Origin of the sequence: Polynucleobacter sp. AP-Elch-400A-B2 (genome assembly GCF_018688355.1) — a bacterium.
Lineage (GTDB): Bacteria > Pseudomonadota > Gammaproteobacteria > Burkholderiales > Burkholderiaceae > Polynucleobacter.
In genome coordinates, this window is sequence record NZ_CP061317.1 from 513,002 (window position 1) to 529,177 (window position 16,176).

Below are 16,176 nucleotides of genomic sequence, written 5' to 3' on the forward strand. Positions count from 1 at the left end.
ATGCAATTGATTAATATGCACCCTTCGAGCTTGAAAATGCAATACATGGTTTTTCTTGTCTTGATGATCGTGAAGGGTGCTTATGCCGATCAAATGCCTCTGCAGTCGGGGATTATTTCGGTAGCCTCGGAGCCGATCGCAGTGAAAACAACGCCCACTTCAGGTCCTGTGATGAACCGGAAGGTTCTAGTGGGCCAGTCAATTTATCTAAATGATGAAATTAATACGAGCCCTACGACGAAGGCACAGATCTTACTGAAAGACCAGACCGTTTTTAATATCGGACCCAATAGTACGATTGTGATTGATAAATTTGTTTACGATCCACAAAAATCAGATCTGAATGTTTCCGTTAAAAAAGGCGCGTTTAAGTTTTTTTCTGGCAAGATTGCCAATTCTTCTGAAGAAGCAATGAAGGTGAGTTTGCCAAATGCCACAATTGCCGTTAGAGGAACTGGAGTAGCTGGTTCAGTGGAGCCTAATGGATCGGCTACTGTGATCTTGCTTCATGGCGTTGTTAATATTACTGGCGCTGCTAATAACAGCACTTCAACCTTAACAAAATCAGGTTGGGCGGTACAAATTAATCCCTCAGGTGTGGTGAGCGCGCCAGTGAAATTGCCTGCGGATGTGTCTCGAAACATTATCCAAACTTCAAAAACAAACCAAACTACTACTCAAACAGCATCTAGCTCATCTTCAGCACCAGCCCAAAATAATGCCAATTCAACAGGCGGCTCGTCTAATCAGTCTTCCCAGACAACGCAAACTAATACCAATAGTAGCGCCCCGGCAACAAGCACTGCCAGTTCTACTGCCAACACTACGACTCCAGTCGCATCTGAAGCAGTTGCTATTTCTTCTGCAACGGCGGTTTCTACAAGCACAAGTGCTAACACTAATGTTGTAACTCCACAGCCATCTGAGGCGGTAGCTATTCCCGCGGTAACAAATAGTATCGCTTCGACTAGTACGCCTATAACATCTTCCACCATTCAATCTACCATCGGAAACAGCGCATCGACAGCGGTTAATACCTCTAGTGCCTTAGCAGGCGCAAGTTCGACAAGTTACTCCACTGCGGAAGCAAGCAATAATCTTGGTTTAGGAAATACGCAGCTTTCTTCAGCAAATACTTATTTAAGTACTTCCCAATCTTTAGCGACTAGTGCCGTCACTCAAGCAGGTAACGCTACAACTCAAGGTAACCTAGCATCGACATACGCAACGACTGCAGCAAATCAAGCGACAATTGCAGCTAACGCTGTTACTGGCACAGCACCTGAACTTGCAATCCGCGCTAATGAATTAGCCGCTGCCGCCGCCGCTTCGGCTTCCTCTGCATCGAATTTAGCAAGCAATTACTCAACTCAAACATCTACAAGCGCAACAAGCGCCTCTCAAAATTCGACATCGAGTAGTCAAGCTGCTACTACGGCGATTGGATATGCAAATACTGCAACTACCCAGGCTAATTTAGTTCTTAATGGCTCAGGTGCTTCTCAAGATTCAAAGACCGCTGCAGCCAGTATTGTCAGTCAAGCAAATACCATCAGCACTCAAGCGAATACGGCGATTACTTCTGCTAGTAATGCCAATTCTGCTGCTACTAATGCAGTGACCTCAGCTCAGACAGCAGCAAATCAAGCATCTGCATCTGCATTGGCAGCTGCTAATAGCTCCTTAAGTGCTTATGCCTCAGCACTTACAGCTGCTCAGACGCTTACTGCATATGAAACTATTTCTCAAGTGATTGCAACCCCGACGGTCCTAGGCCCTTTAGGAAATGTCACATTTAGTACGACCAACGTGGCAATGAGTTGTATTTCAGGGGTGAACTGTGGCGGAGGAGCTGCAACAATTAATAGTCATGCATTTATTTTCAATTTTCAAAATTCAACTGTAACGAACAACTACAACATTAGTTTTAATCATTTCAATGGATATACAGGAACAGTAAGCGGTTCAAATAATGCAACTGCAATCAATTGGAGTTCGCCAACAATTGTTAGTCTGCCTGTATCAGGTCAGGTCTCTACAGCCCCTGTGAGCGCTGCAATGGATGTCGTTTTAACTTCAGTTGGGCTTCAAAATGTGACTAATAGGGCTAACTTAGCCACTGTCTATACCAGCATTAATAGCGGTAGTGCATACATGGGTGTTGGTAATGGATATAAAATTTTAGGAAAGTAAGGCAATCAATTTGCGGGAAATTGACTATGAGCTTAATAAATCATCGCCTCCTATTTTCTAAGGTAATTTACCTTTCTTTCCTTGTTTTCATTTGGATGGGCAGCGCATTTGCAGATCAAATGCCAGTACAGTCAGGCATCATAGCGCTGGCTAATGAGCCGGCAACTATTAAAACCATCTCTTTAGAGGGTAAGATCATTGGGCGAACCGCGGGAACAGGCCAGCCTATTTATTTGAATGATGAAATTAAGACTGGCTCCCAAAACCGACTGCAGATTCTACTCAAGGATCAGTCTGTTTTCAATATCGGACCCAACAGTGTCTTGATCATTGATAAGTTTGTCTATGATCCCAATAAATCGGAGTTGAATGTCAGTATTCAACGCGGGGCATTTAAGTTTGTTTCGGGAAAGATTTCTAATGGCAATCCTGATGCTATGAAAGTCTCAATTCCAAATGCGACGATTGCGGTGCGCGGAACTGGAGTTGCCGGTGAAGTTGCGCCCAATGGGTCTTCTACCGTCGTTTTATTGCATGGCGTCGTTGGCATCACCAGTACTAATCAGGGTGCTAGCTCAACGGCGACATTAAGTAAATCTGGTTGGGGGGTACAAGTTGGTGCCCAGGGAAATCTTTCTAGTCCATCGCTAGTACCTATTGAGACACTTAAAGGGATTACTCAAAAAGTGGGATCTAGTAATACGGCGTCAAATACCCAGACTGCAGCTAGCTCTTCAAACAACCCTAATCAATCAAACGCCCAATCGAATTCAGGCCTATCTTCAGCTGAGTTAGCTAATTCTGTAGATGCTAGTCGTTATGTAAGTGCAGCGGCCGCTCAGAGCTTTAAAACCAGTTTTACGAATGCAGTCAATGCCCAAACTGCTTTAAATGGTAATAGCAATATGCTCAGTGCTAGTGTACTCAGTGATGCTATTTCGAATAACCCAGAAGTTTCAGCAGGGATCGTAAAAGCTTTTGGTATGCCACCAGGCACTGTAGTCCCAGCTAGTACTTTGTCGCAATTTATTAATAGTGATTTTGCGACCTATTACGCACTTTTAGTATTTCCAACCATCTATACCGCAAGCGACATTATTAACAGCAGAATGGGTCCATTAGGCACCGTAACTTTCAGTACCAATAATATTGCGATGGCCTGTCAAAATACGAGCTGTGGAACTGGCGCTACTGCAACAATCAACTCGCAAACAGTTGGACTCAATTACACAACATCTGTGATGACAAACGCCTATAACGTTTCTTATGCCAACTTTAACGGCGCTACTGGAAGTATTGTGAGTTCTGGAAGTTCGAACTTTAGTGCCTTAACTGCAGCAAATGCTCAAAACGTACAATTACCCATGGGGACCACTGCTGGCCCAGGCTCAACAACCTTAAATATGATTGGCCAGTTTGGCTCGCTAGGTAGCTTAACTGGTAAGTGGTCAACCCTAACTACTACTCTTGGTCAGGGATCTGGAGTAATGCGAGCAGGCTATCAGGTAAAAGGGCAGTAATGAACACATTACTGACATTATTAATATAGCGTCAAAGATAAAGTGTCTAATTTAAAAAAACATCACTTTCAAAGCGTTATTGAGTCGCGAAGATATTCGCAACATTCTCTAGCTAAGAGTTTTCATCAGGCGCAATCAATTGCTGGCATCTTAGCTAAATCAAATGATGCTGAAATCCAAAATCTCTTGAGAATCTCAGAGCAAATGATTGCTTTTGTTGAGAGTAAAGGTAGTCATCAGGAAAAGCTTGGTACAGAGCCTGCTTATCATAATCGTCAGCATTTTGCCGATACCATTCTGGCGATGGGTTTTTATTTGCAAGATTTAAAAAATCTCTCAGATGTTCAAAAGCTATTGCTATTGCTAACCATGCTTTGCCATGACTTTGGGCATGTTGGCGCTGCTAATAAATCTTCCTTAGATCACAGTCAGGAAGAGGAGACCATAAGGTTGCTGAGGAATACACCAGTTAATCAATTGCAATCAGATTACTTTGAATTGATTGCCAAGCTCATTAGGGGAACTGAGCAAAGTTATTTGGCCCAAAACCGAGCCAACTATATTAATCATCCTGAAAATCTTGAATTTCTTATGCAATCACTAGTCAATGATGCTGATATCTCACCAAGCTTTATCGATTCTCTATGCCCACAATTGAGCAAGTTAATTCTCATAGAGCTCGGTAATGGCCAGCCTAGTGCGCAAGAGATTGATGTATTAATGACAAAATTTAAACACGATTACGACCTAAGTACTAGCATTGCAAGATCTTACTATTATTGATAACAAATCATTGATTAATCATTAATGATGCAGTGGCTTGAATTTCATTAAATCTTGGACTACTTGATTTGGTAGCCAAGAGCATGCAAGTCCCAGAGCTTATCGCAGTCAACACTTCACCATTAATACTGCAAATATTTTGAGATGTTGTTGAATAAATTACATTACCAGGACCGCTACCGCCATAAGTGTTTAAATTTATCGTCGATCCTAGCGATATAGATTGATCAGATAAAATAATGAGCAAAGGGGACTGATCAATTTTTTTATTGGAATAGCTTTCGTTTGATTCTTTATTGATCCTGTTCGTTTGATCTAGATAAAATTGATAAGCACCCCAAAAACTAAATATTACGATATTGAGAAGGGCAATATAAACTAGCGTCTCTACCAGAGAGATGCCTGGTACGCACCGAGCTAAATGTTTACAATTTCTCATAATTTTAAAAAAAACAAAGATGGTTTTGCTATTTTAGCTGCACTAGTGATAGTGGTGATCTTTTCCATTGCTATATCGCAGTGGATAACGACTGATTCAATCAGTTCCAAATTTAAAATTGCGCCGGTGATCTACGCCAAACACTTGGCTCAAGCACAGCAAATTAATCACTTGATTACTTCGAGTACTGACGCCTTTGATACATTTAAATCGCAAGCTAGCTTTGATCAGTGTTCACGGGAAAGTAGCGCTTGCTCTAGATATATTAACGCTACGCAAAATGCACTGTGCACTCCTACTCCTACGACTGGTAAAGCTTATGCTCAGGTACTCGCCAGCCAGAAGTCTTCTACCAATAATAAGAAAGTGTTTACTCTAGTTTGGTGTGATGATTGCCTATCTCCCTCTCAAATTCAAATCACCACCTGCGTATCCGATATTAGCGGTGAAAATATCGCGCTTTCAGTGTGGCGTTTAACTCAGAAAAATAACAGCTTAAAGTTAGTTCAGGAGGAAGAGTTCTGATAGTCAATTGCAGGGTAGTAGTATTTTATAAAGCCATCGCTTCTAGGATTTTTTAAAGTACCTTGAAAAATTAACAGATAGTTTGGCAATGCCGGGCTAATGTTGACATTTTCTAGTGGGCAATTGGCGGTGATTACTTCCGAATCATTATTTTGTCCCTGAGCTGCTGTTTGGCACTTGATGTCTGTAGGCCCTAGCACCGAACCTAAAGCGGGAACTGATTGCAGTGCATTTTTTGCTAAAGCTGATTGCGCCGCATTCAAAGATGTTGTTCTGCAGCTTAGCGCTACGCTAGATAAATTGCACGTGAGTGGGTAAACATTTGCTAAAACAGTAGCGCTATCTAAGTCCGACTTGCTTTGACTACATTGTTTATTTGGGCTGAGACTAATTTGCGTCACAGTATTAGAATCATTGGTGATGAATTGGCAATTGCTATCCGCTCCAGGTACCCCAATATATTTTGCCCAAATGAGTTTTTCTAGATAGCGTTGCTCTTTAATATTTTTAGCGCTGATGCTCAATTTCATACTGCTCATATTTTGGGTTTGTATAAAACCCGTAACCCCGAGCATCGCGATAGCAATGAGGCTAATGGCGATCAGTATCTCAATGATGCTTAAACCTTGCTTTAAGCGGGTATACATGAATTTGTATTGAGGAGTTTTTATCAATTCAGACAACTGAAGCACTATGAATGAAACTTCAGGGTCGTGATGTTCCCATCTGGCTGAGGATCAATTCTAAATTCCAGCGCAATTTTTTTAATCAGATCTATTCCCATACCGCCCGACTCCGAAGGGGAGTGTGTTTGATGCATAAATAACTCTGGATTGCTCGTTGGCGCGTCATCCTTAATAACAACTTCAATGACATCGCCTAACTTTGTAATGGTTAGCAAAAAATCCCCTGGCTTTGTATTGATGTAAGCATGACGGACGATATTTTGTAGAGCTTCGCCAACAGCAATCAGAATATCTGTTTTATTTTGGATTTCGAGCTTTTCCAATGCGCCGTGAATAAACCGTCTAGCCAAAGACAATTGGCCTGGTAAGGACTGGAAAGTGGCTGAAAAAGATGGGATTGTCATTGGTTTTAATATATTGCCCTAGGCGGTCATTTTCCCAACTATTGGCACTTAAATACTAGCACCCCCAAATAAGGCCTTAAAGCACCCTAGCTCGCGTTTTAATAGAAAAACAGTCAATATCTCAAGTTCCGCTAAACTGATTCCCTAAAGGTCTAATTTATCGTATTTGAGGGTATCTTTTGTGTTGCAGGCAAATCCTATCTTGATGGCTGTTTTGGGGTGTTTACTGGGAGCCTGCTTAGGCTCCTTCGTCTATGCCTGCGCGCAGCGAATTGTCGCTGGTGAAGATCCTTTTTTTGCCAGGTCTCGGTGCAGATCCTGTGATAAAACTCTTTTAAAACAACAACTTATACCAATTTATTCTTGGCTATCTCAAAAAGGCCGTTGCGCCTGCTCAAAGCTAATGCTGAATAAGGCCTATCTGTATTCCGAATTGGGGTTTGCATTGCTCCTAGCCATGGTTTGGTATAGCCTGCCCCTTGGCGATGCCTTGGCACTGAGTTTTTTCTATAGCTTATTAGGGATTTGTTTTTTTACTGATTATTTAGACCAAGTTCTGCACATGCCCACCATGCTGATCCTGATTGGGTCAGGGATTCTCATAAAGTCAGTTTCAACGCTTCCAGCGCTCACTGATGCCATCTTAGGGGGTGCTTTGGGTTATGCCTTAATTTATGGCAGCAATCTGGTGTATCGATTTTTTAGAAAAAAAGATGGTTTTGGTGGTGGGGATGCTTGGTTATTAGCCGGTATTGGAGCATGGACTAATCCAATCATGGTTCTATTCATTTTTGTTATGGCCTCTTGGATTGGGGCAATCTTTGGGATTACATCCATTTTGAGAAAAAAGAGTGGGCTTGGTTCAGCGATTCCGTTTGGGACCTACTTAGTGATTAGTACGGTATTGGTAGGTCAAAGGCAACTCTTAGCTTAAATAAGGAACTCTTATGAATATAGAAAAAGAAGAAATTCGTGAATCTATTCAGAGCCTAATTAATGAGGCTGAAATGGCTGCGCAGTTATTGGCCAAGCAGCAAGATAATAATTTGGATCAACTCAGCGCTGGTCATCTGCCAGAGAGTCAGATTACTTTAATCGCAGAAGAAATTAAACGTTTTCGAGCTGAATTTGAGGGTCAGGTAAGTGATGACATTATTGAAAAAACTTTGGCCAATATGTTGCGTCCAGCAATAGATAGGTGGCTTGAATTAAATATGGCTGCAATCACAAGGGATGTTGTTTCCAAAAAACTCGATGAAATTACTAGGGATAAACTTTCAAAGTAATCTTATGCGTTTAAAGGCACTCCTTCTAGCAATTAGTTTTGTACCAATTTTTTTATTAAGTGCTTGCTCAACTCCGCCTATTGATTTTGATATGGGCTCGGCTAAGGAGCGATTTAAACAAAATAGACTCAAAATTGAAGAAGATGATGACTTGGAGAGCATTGCTATATTGCAGGGTTCTGAAAAGATTAATTCGGTATTACTGAGGTTTCGATATGGTCCTGACAGTTTAGAAGATAAAGAATTCATTGATTATTTAGCTTCTCTGAATTTGCAGGATGTAAAGCGAAACAGTTCTCTAGAGAAAAAGAAGCTGACCGACTATGAGCGAGCCAACATTGACGCCGAAAGACTTGAGCAGAGACGCTTATTGATCCAAAGCGAAAAACAAAAAATGCTAGCCCAGCTTCAGGCTGCACAACGTGCATTAAGAAACTTTAGCCAAACTAAGAATATAGTTGCGTTGAATTTACGCAATGCACCACTTTCAAGTGTGCTAGAAGATTTGGCGCAAAAAGAAAATGCCCAAATTATCTTTTCTGCTCAGGCTATAGAAAAGTCACCATTAATAACGGCTGATCTTAAAGGTCAGGCTGACGTTTTATTTGAAAAATTAGTCGCGCAGTATAAATTTAATGCAAGCTATGACAGAGAGGCCCGTTTGTATAAAGTGTTCGCACCAAATGAGTTGCGAACAAAAATAGAGGCACAAAATAATCTTCGGGATGATATTAATGCTAACACTTTATCCTCGGATAATCAGCTCAATATTGATAGACTGAATGGGGCTATTGGGTTTTATCGAAACTTGGTTCAAAAACTTTCGAATGAAAATGCAGCAAGCTTCTTTCAATCTATTCAACAGTCATCCAATTCTCAATCAAGCTCCGAGGCGCAGCGAAAACTGCATTCAGGGATGATGAGGGATGGCTCTGAACTTCAAGCTAAATTAGATTATTTTGATCGTCAAACTAAGCTTCAGTTACGAGGTTATGTATTTGAAAAGAAAGATCAAAAAGCGGTTTCTGAAAATGTCATGAATTTTGGAACTTTAGATGAGTGTATTAAGCCTGGTAAAGAGTTTTATACCGAAAAGCTTTACGTCTATAGAGAATTTCCAAAATATGTCGCAGAGCAAATTAGAGGCTATGTTGTTGATGAGGGATATGCTGCTTTAGGTTATTTGCCTGGGCAGTATCCAAAAATGCAGCAAAATAATCGAGCTCAGAACCAAGTACGTCCCGCTAATAATCCAACTGTCGCAAATCAAACGCCTGGACAACCCCCATTGAACCAATGGACCCCTCAAAATCCAGGCTCTGGGGGTGTAACTCCTTCGGCGCAAACGCCTGGACAACCCCCATTGAACCAATGGACCCCTCAAAATCCAGGCGCTCCATTGCCTCAAGCTTTAGGACAAGCTCCTTCGGCTCAATACCCAGGTCAGGTACCCGGGCAATATTCAGGTCAGATGCCTGGGCAATATCAAAGTCAACTTACAGGCGGCAAACCTGCTTGTACTCAACCAGCGATGGTGGTTCAAGAGGATGCGACCGGGATTATTGTGACTGGTACTCGCGAACAGATGCAGCTCGCTAAAAGATTAGCCTCCACTTTTGATATCACATCAAAACAAGTGTTGATTGAAGTCTTTATGGTTGAAGTTGATAAGAATTGGCAAAGAGAAATTCAAAGCAAAATTGGTGGCCAATCATCCAATCCAAATAGCTCGGGCGGTGTTGGTGGTAGCGCCAATAACTTTCCAACTACAGGAACTAATGGGCTCATTAGCGTTAAAAATACGACAACGGATGGTGGATTTGTTGGTCAATTTATACCTGGGAAGGGTTACTTAACTCAATTTTTAAATCTTTTGGAATCGAATAATATTGGTAGAAAAATATCGAGTCCCACAATTTTGGCGAAAGATGGACAAACTGCAACAGTCAATCGAGATAATGTTGTTCGCCAGATATTGACTCAGCAAACTACTGTTGCGGGAACTTCACCAGTCACTACCAACTCTCAAAATGTGATTGATCTCAATGCTCCATTGGTTTTAAAAGTAACGCCACGGGTAAATCATCATAATAACCATGTCAGTATTGATTTTGACTTTAATGAAACAGTTTATGACACCGCTTCAACTCCAACGATTACTTCACCGACTATTTCTAATAGCATTGCTACCACTTTAGAGTCTGCACCGGGTGATGTCATCGTTCTGGCCGGGCTGTACAAAGAAACAAACGGTAGAGCCACCACTGGCTTACCAGGTACAACAGGTTTTGGCGCCTTGACAGGTTTAATTATGGGATCTGATTCTTTAAGCACCAGGAATAGTGAGTTATTGGTATTTATTGCTCCTACCGTGATTGAGCCGGTAGCGGGTAAAACTCAGATTAATTCTGTTAGATAACTTTTCTTATGAATTCATCCCAATCTTTATTTTTTATATTTTTAGGAATTTTAATTGCGCTTGGATTAATTATTTTTTTACTAGTACTTCGAAAAAAAAATCATAGACCTCTTATTTTCTCTGATAGCGTTAATAGCAGTATTGAAAAATCAGTTCATTTTCAAGGTTTTGCAAGTCCTCAAAAAGTCAGTGAATTTCTTACACCAGTAGACGACGAGCTAGAGCAGTTAATTGAAATTGAAAATTCTTTGCTTGCTGTCAAAGAGCTTTATTTAAAGCGCCTTATCTCCGCGCAAAAATATGTAGATGAAACTAGATTGATTGCCCAACAAAAAAAGAAGTACTAATATTTTGATAGAACAGGTTAAACATCTTATAAAAAGTAGGATTCATCATCCTAATAAGATTTTTGTCCTCAAATTAACTGTTGATGGGTGGGTTGGGGGTGTTACTTCGTATGAAGATAGCAAGCTCACAATACATAAGCTGATCTGGCACCCCTTACCTAAAAAGATTGATCCTAATAAACCCAGTGTAGATATTGAAGTGCTTCAAGCCTCTTTATTTGAACTGGTTAAAAAGCATGACCTCGTTGGCTATGACGTTGCTTTTTCCTTGGCAAGCAGTATTGCGGATCTAAAGATGCTCACGGTTCCATTTGATTTGAGCACTAAGGTAGATCAAAAAGAATTTTTCAGCAATAGTAAAGATAAGGCGTTTTGGCAAGAATTTGATGCAGAAATTCTTGACCTTAAATCTCCCTTATTTAGTTATCAATATGCCGGCCCTGCAGAAGATGAGGGCAGTTCACTGATGTATGCGACTTGGGCTGATCAAAGAGCTATCAACATTTGTATTGAGTTCTTGCTATCTGCTCAGCTCTATCCGATTCTGATTGTTCCAGAAACTCAGGCAATCTATAACCATCTTTTTAGTCAATTAGATCGTCTTGAAAAGGAGGCCTTTTTTGGCATCTTACATCTTGCCTCTGGACGCTCTCAGCTCATGGTGATTGGTCCTGAGCGCTTGGTACATGCCAAATTAAATATCCCGGAATTAGATGAAGTTTTATTAGAGGATATTGAAAAAATTGATGAGATAGAGGGTCCCTTCTGGGATGAGGTTGGAGCACGACTGGGAAACGCACTCAAGCAGGCATTTCTCTATCTGAAGGAGGAAGAGGGTATTCCTCCCATACGAAATATCTATGTCGTATCTGAATCGGCTAAAGATGACAATACGATATTGCTTCTGAGCCGCAATTTTAATTTAAGTAATCTTAAGTCATACCCCGGATCTAAAAGTATTGGCCAAATGATTCCCGTGGCCGAGCGAAATAACATTAAAAACACTTCTATTTTTAGTAGTATTTTGGGACTTGGCCTACAAGAGGCTATGCAAAAAAATACTCTAACAAATAAAGATAGTGACCCACTCAATTTAATTAGACTCAATCTTCAGCCCAATATCCAGCGCATTATCAATAACCGAAAACTTGCAAAATTAACCAAAAATTTTCACCTTGTAACAGTAAGCATGGTTGCTTTAGCTTCCACCTGGATGGTGATTTATCTTTTACCTGCATACATCATTAATCAGACTCAATTGCAGGATTATCAAATAGTTGATAAAGCTCTTAATAAGCAGGAGCAAGAGATCAATGCAATTCAAATGAAGAGTAAGCAATACGATGAATACATTGCTGGACTGTTAAATACCAAGAAAGGTGCCTCTAAGTCTAGATTGATGACTTTGTTGCCTAAAATTGTTCCTGCTGGAGTAGAGCTCGATAGTTTTACGGTCACTCCATCAAGCATTAGTATTACTGGACGAGCCACCAGCACTGCAACTGCACAAGCTTTTTATAATGCGATTGCTGATAATGAACTAGCTACCAATCTTGGGATGGTCGTTGATCGAGAAACGCCGCTATCCTTGATTACCCGTTTCAAAATAGCGGGTAAGCCTTTTAAAGTCGAATTGGTAGGGCCGTAATGGTAGATAAACAAAAAATCTTCTCAGGTCCGCTATCACAAAGGGCGCGTAAGATCCTAAAATCATTTTATGGGTTAGAGTCAGAGCGCATTGTTTCGGAGTCAAAAAATGATTTTTCGCAGCCAAAGTTCTCAGTAGAGATTCAGCCAGATTTGGACCAGCAGGCTCTATTAAAAAAGAAAGCTCCAGTACGAAGCCCAACCCTACCAAGATACTTCAAAAGTAATGTTTTCTCTAAGCTCCTAAATACTGTTGGCATCAATCAACATAAGACTTTTTCTAAAAGTCGATATATTCGAGAATCTAAGGGCTCTAATGCATTTCAATTGCTAGTTGCAATTGGCATCCTCCTGTTATGTTTTGTTTTGATATTTTTATCTGACTTTAAATTTTTTAAATCTGAAGTCAATTCGATTAAATCTCGAGTTGGAAATATTCAAGATATTGTTGATAAAACAAATAGCATTAATTCTTCACTTGAAATTCAAAGAGGTCTTCTGGAAAAGAAAAAGCAAACCTATACTGAATTGCGTGATCAAGTGTACGATCAAAATTCAATCAAAGACTTAGTCACTAAGTTTCTTGCTGAGCTAGAAAATAATCGAATTACTGTAAAAATTTCCATTGCGAGATTTTCAAATACCCCCGTTTATGAAGCTAAGAATGTAGAGCCAACAGCAATACCTGGAAAGGGGGCATCTCCTGGTACAGACCGGGCAAAGGATGCGGCTCGTGTCTTAACCAATAAAGAGCCCATTGCCAATCAAGTTGCGAATCCAGCCACCAATCAAGCTGTGCCAGGGGCTAGAAATAAAGTAGATAAAAACAACACTCCAGTTAATATTGATGCTGCCGGAGTGCACTCCTTGCCAGGAGACAGCGAACTGGCGATCCCTTATGATGCCAATAGGCTGGGTATTAATTACTACTATATTAAATTAGAACTGAGTGGCGCCTATCTCAATTATTTAGCGGCTCGTCAGCAATTAATAGATCTAGTTCCTGGGGTGATTATAGAATCTGAAAAGGTGACTTCGCAGAACAATAAATCGACCGTTACAATTGTTGTTGGTATTAATTTGCCTTTTTATCAAGAGAAAAACTAGAAGTTATGCGACCTCTCATCTATCCTTTTTTTGTGATGTGTATTTTTTTTATGAAAAATACGTATGCCCAATCTACCCCTATTGGGCCTAATATTGCTGACTCATCACCTCAAACTGTAAGATTAGCTGATCCTTTTTCAAGGGGCGTACAAAAACCGTTTGCTTACGGAGAAATATTTAGTCCTAACATTCCAGATATACAAAACCCTAATAGGGCAAAATTCTCGGCACAAACTACTGGCGATAATATGCGCAGTCTTCCAGATGTTAGCTCTTATCGCCTAGTGGGAGTTTCCAGTAAGCCAGTTAGCCAAAAACCTAATATTGTGGGCCCTTATTTGACAATGCCTGAAAAGGGAGAGGCTCCTTTACAGTACTACATTAGGCTTGGGGCTTTTAATCAACTAAGTTATGCTAAACAGTACGCGTGGGAATTTTTTTCCGCTAACAAAATTCTGATCGACGCAAATTTTGTGATCAGGAAAACCTCCTGGAAGGAGGGCGGAAATTTATTCCAAATAGATTATGGCCCTTTTGCTGATTATGATCATGCTGTGATCTCCTGTGGTCGCCTCACAAAATATGTGACGCCCCCAGTGACCAAATGTCCTTTGGTGAAGGAGTACACATCCTCCCAAGAGCAGCCTTCTTATACCAGCAATGCTTTGATAGGCTTATCTTCTGCCACTATTAGTCAATTTAGTGACTCTCAGATTTATGACCCTAAAAAGCTGATTTCAACGAACTTCAAAATCAGAGAAGGGGAGAAATTAGGTGCAGCTGAATACATGGTGATCAAAATTAACCAAGATGGTGTGTATTTAGGGAAGCTCAACTCCAGCATCTATTTTTTACCAATCGACACAATTCCTTTTAATGCACCTGGATCAGCTAAAGAAGATAAGAATTTGGCAAGCGATGAGAAAAATTTATCCAAGGACGATAAGCTTTTACCTAAAGTAGGCTCACCTAATTTAGCCCGATAAGCTATTGAGAAAATCATGAGTTTGTATTCTGACGATAGCAGTGCTAAAGCCTTAAAAGCGCTCATTAGTATTGGAAAATTAAGTCAAGTACAGTTTGATAAGTTATCGGCTGGAGGTCGTCAAGCGGGCTCCATATTAGATGATTGTGTTGACAATGGCCATTGTGATGAAGAATTGCTCTCTGCTATTTTTTCAAAAGGCTTTAATTTACGACGTACTAATCTAGATTTAGATCAACTGAGTGAGCCGACAGTGGGTTTATTAAAAAAGAGCTTTATGGAAAACCATCGGTTGATTCCATTAGGCCTTGAAGACCGCTTTATTAAAATCGCAGTAGTTGATCCCATCAATCTCAAGCTTGCTACAGAGATTAAAGATCAATCGGGTTTTAATCCCGAGTTCTACGTTATTAAGCCTTCTGAATTTGATGGCGTTATTCGATCTTCTTTTTGGAGAGCTCTGCCTGAGCAAGTGGTCACCAAGAAAAATATAGAAGATTCCTCGTACCCAGAGCCTCATCAGGCTAGTAATTCAGTGGGCGGCTCTAATCAGGCGCAATCACACATTCAGGGGCAGGTATCCAATAGTACTAATTCTGCCAGGCAAGTTCGTAGGGGCTTTAAAACCCGATGGAATATCCATGATAAAGATATTGTTGTTGAATTCTGTGATCAAATTTTAAAAGAAGCTATCGCCGATGGCGTATCAGATATTCATGTGGAGACCTTTCGCAATAGCGCCCGGGTGAGAATGCGTAAAGATGGCGCCATGCAGGTGATGGACCACTATTCGGATTATCTGTTTGCAAACTATGGCGCTGTATCTGCCCGCTTCAAAATTATGGCCAGCTGTGACATCTCCGAAAAGCGTTTACCTCAAGATGGCGCCATTACGATTAAAGATGAAAAGAATCACGATATCGATTTTCGCTTTAGTGCAGTTCCCACTAAAAATGGTGAACGCATTGTCATGCGGATTCTGGCAGGGGACTCGACTTTATCGTTAGATAGTATCGGTTTAGATCCACATGACTATCAGAAAGTGATTGAAGCCATTACATCACCACAAGGCATGATTTTGGTCACCGGCCCCACTGGTAGCGGTAAGACAACTACCTTGTATGCAGCACTCAAGCATATCAACTCACCGGACATTAACATCCTCACAGTAGAAGATCCGATTGAGTACTACCTAGAAGGAGCTGGTCAGGTTCAGGCTAATGAAAAAATTGGCTTAACCTTTTCTTCAATTTTGCGAGCCTTTCTTCGCCAAGATCCTGAAGTGATCTTAGTAGGAGAAATTCGCGACCAAGAAACGATTGATATTGCGCTTAAAGCCTCATTAACGGGCCATCTACTCCTGTCTACTTTGCATACTAATGACGCGGTATCGACGGTATCGCGGATCGTTAATATGGGCGTTCCCAATTTTATGATTTCATCCGCTTTGACGATGATTATTGCGCAGCGCTTAGTCAGAAAAAATTGCCCTGATTGTCGTATTCCCGATAAGGCAGGTAGTGCAGATATTTTAAAACGCGTTGGTTTTCATGACCATGAGATTGGTTCCTTTACCCCGATGGTAGGCAGTGGCTGTCCCATGTGCCAGGGCACTGGCGTGAAGGGTCGGCAAGGGATTTATGAAGTACTTAGAAATACCAATGCCATAGAAGAGGCAATTCTTAGAAACGATCAAGCCCCTCAGCTCTTAGAAGTTGCTCGCAAGGATGGCTTTAAAACGCTGCAAGAAACTGGGCGTCAATTGATTCAATCTGGAGTCCTTTCGCTTGAGGAATTCCAACGGTCTCTGAACATGGACAGTTAATCTTGCTGAC

At 40.9% G+C, this 16,176-nt stretch carries 14 protein-coding genes; 12 read left to right on the forward strand and 2 right to left on the reverse strand.

The genetic code is table 11. The features are described from left to right. The 4 genes from FD977_RS02750 (at position 1) to FD977_RS02765 (ending at position 5,460) form a co-directional block, all read left to right on the forward strand. A complete protein-coding gene (locus FD977_RS02750; protein ID WP_215306124.1) occupies positions 1-2,193 on the forward strand; it encodes a FecR family protein in 2,193 nt (730 codons plus the stop codon). A 26-nt stretch (positions 2,194-2,219) separates the two neighbouring features. After that, a complete protein-coding gene (locus FD977_RS02755) occupies positions 2,220-3,713 on the forward strand; it encodes a FecR domain-containing protein (protein WP_215306126.1) in 1,494 nt (497 codons plus the stop codon). Between the two features lie 42 nt (positions 3,714-3,755). Next, on the forward strand, positions 3,756-4,496 hold the full coding sequence (locus tag FD977_RS02760) for a hypothetical protein (protein WP_215306128.1): 741 nt from the start codon (positions 3,756-3,758) through the stop codon (positions 4,494-4,496). Positions 4,497-4,917: 421 nt separating this feature from the next. Beyond that, complete coding sequence (locus FD977_RS02765; RefSeq protein WP_215306130.1) at positions 4,918-5,460, forward strand: hypothetical protein; 543 nt, start codon at positions 4,918-4,920, stop codon at positions 5,458-5,460. Here the strand turns inward: FD977_RS02765 and FD977_RS02770 are convergent. Together FD977_RS02770 and FD977_RS02775 are read right to left on the reverse strand one after the other, a co-directional pair. Continuing rightward, positions 5,442-6,143, reverse strand: coding sequence for a prepilin-type N-terminal cleavage/methylation domain-containing protein (locus FD977_RS02770; protein ID WP_215306132.1), 702 nt, complete (start codon positions 6,141-6,143; stop codon positions 5,442-5,444). The genes FD977_RS02765 and FD977_RS02770 overlap by 19 nt on opposite strands. A gap of 8 nt (positions 6,144-6,151) precedes the next feature. Further along, positions 6,152-6,550, reverse strand: coding sequence for an ATP-binding protein (locus tag FD977_RS02775; protein WP_215306134.1), 399 nt, complete (start codon positions 6,548-6,550; stop codon positions 6,152-6,154). Positions 6,551-6,755: 205 nt separating this feature from the next. Here FD977_RS02775 and FD977_RS02780 point away from each other — a divergent pair, with 205 nt between their 5' ends. The 8 genes from FD977_RS02780 to FD977_RS02815 all read left to right on the forward strand — a co-directional run bounded on the left by FD977_RS02780 (position 6,756) and on the right by FD977_RS02815 (position 16,166). Further along, entirely contained in the window at positions 6,756-7,484 is a 729-nt protein-coding gene (locus FD977_RS02780; RefSeq protein ID WP_251369569.1) for an A24 family peptidase, read from the forward strand. Between the two features lie 13 nt (positions 7,485-7,497). Next, positions 7,498-7,836, forward strand: a complete 339-nt coding sequence (locus FD977_RS02785; protein ID WP_215306137.1) for a DUF2497 domain-containing protein — start codon at positions 7,498-7,500, stop codon at positions 7,834-7,836. 4 nt (positions 7,837-7,840) lie between these two features. Further along, positions 7,841-10,255 carry a hypothetical protein gene (locus FD977_RS02790; protein ID WP_215306139.1) on the forward strand — a complete coding sequence of 805 codons (2,415 nt, stop codon included), beginning with the start codon at positions 7,841-7,843 and terminating at the stop codon, positions 10,253-10,255. Between the two features lie 8 nt (positions 10,256-10,263). Continuing rightward, the gene (locus FD977_RS02795; protein ID WP_215306141.1) at positions 10,264-10,602 is read left to right on the forward strand and encodes an LPXTG cell wall anchor domain-containing protein; all 339 of its coding nucleotides are present in this window, start codon (positions 10,264-10,266) and stop codon (positions 10,600-10,602) included. 199 nt (positions 10,603-10,801) lie between these two features. Next, the gene (locus tag FD977_RS02800) at positions 10,802-12,250 is read left to right on the forward strand and encodes a PilN domain-containing protein (RefSeq protein ID WP_215306143.1); all 1,449 of its coding nucleotides are present in this window, start codon (positions 10,802-10,804) and stop codon (positions 12,248-12,250) included. Further along, positions 12,250-13,356 carry a hypothetical protein gene (locus tag FD977_RS02805; protein WP_215306145.1) on the forward strand — a complete coding sequence of 369 codons (1,107 nt, stop codon included), beginning with the start codon at positions 12,250-12,252 and terminating at the stop codon, positions 13,354-13,356. Before FD977_RS02800 ends, FD977_RS02805 begins: the two co-directional genes overlap by 1 nt. 5 nt (positions 13,357-13,361) lie before the next feature. Further along, positions 13,362-14,342: an SPOR domain-containing protein gene (locus tag FD977_RS02810; protein WP_215306147.1), complete on the forward strand. Its 981-nt coding sequence runs from the start codon at positions 13,362-13,364 to the stop codon at positions 14,340-14,342. A 15-nt stretch (positions 14,343-14,357) separates the two neighbouring features. Further along, positions 14,358-16,166: a GspE/PulE family protein gene (locus FD977_RS02815; protein WP_215306148.1), complete on the forward strand. Its 1,809-nt coding sequence runs from the start codon at positions 14,358-14,360 to the stop codon at positions 16,164-16,166. The last annotated feature ends 10 nt before the right edge of the window (positions 16,167-16,176 follow it).

Coding starts and splice junctions, on each gene's coding strand:
- FD977_RS02750 (WP_215306124.1), top strand. CDS start 1: ATGCAATTGATTAATATGCACCCTTCGAGCTTGAAAATGCAATACATG.
- FD977_RS02755 (WP_215306126.1), top strand. CDS start 2,220: ATGAGCTTAATAAATCATCGCCTCCTATTTTCTAAGGTAATTTACCTT.
- FD977_RS02765 (WP_215306130.1), top strand. CDS start 4,918: ATGTTTACAATTTCTCATAATTTTAAAAAAAACAAAGATGGTTTTGCT.
- FD977_RS02775 (WP_215306134.1), bottom strand. CDS start 6,550: ATGACAATCCCATCTTTTTCAGCCACTTTCCAGTCCTTACCAGGCCAA.
- FD977_RS02780 (WP_251369569.1), top strand. CDS start 6,756: ATGGCTGTTTTGGGGTGTTTACTGGGAGCCTGCTTAGGCTCCTTCGTC.
- FD977_RS02785 (WP_215306137.1), top strand. CDS start 7,498: ATGAATATAGAAAAAGAAGAAATTCGTGAATCTATTCAGAGCCTAATT.
- FD977_RS02790 (WP_215306139.1), top strand. CDS start 7,841: ATGCGTTTAAAGGCACTCCTTCTAGCAATTAGTTTTGTACCAATTTTT.
- FD977_RS02795 (WP_215306141.1), top strand. CDS start 10,264: ATGAATTCATCCCAATCTTTATTTTTTATATTTTTAGGAATTTTAATT.
- FD977_RS02805 (WP_215306145.1), top strand. CDS start 12,250: ATGGTAGATAAACAAAAAATCTTCTCAGGTCCGCTATCACAAAGGGCG.
- FD977_RS02810 (WP_215306147.1), top strand. CDS start 13,362: ATGCGACCTCTCATCTATCCTTTTTTTGTGATGTGTATTTTTTTTATG.
- FD977_RS02815 (WP_215306148.1), top strand. CDS start 14,358: ATGAGTTTGTATTCTGACGATAGCAGTGCTAAAGCCTTAAAAGCGCTC.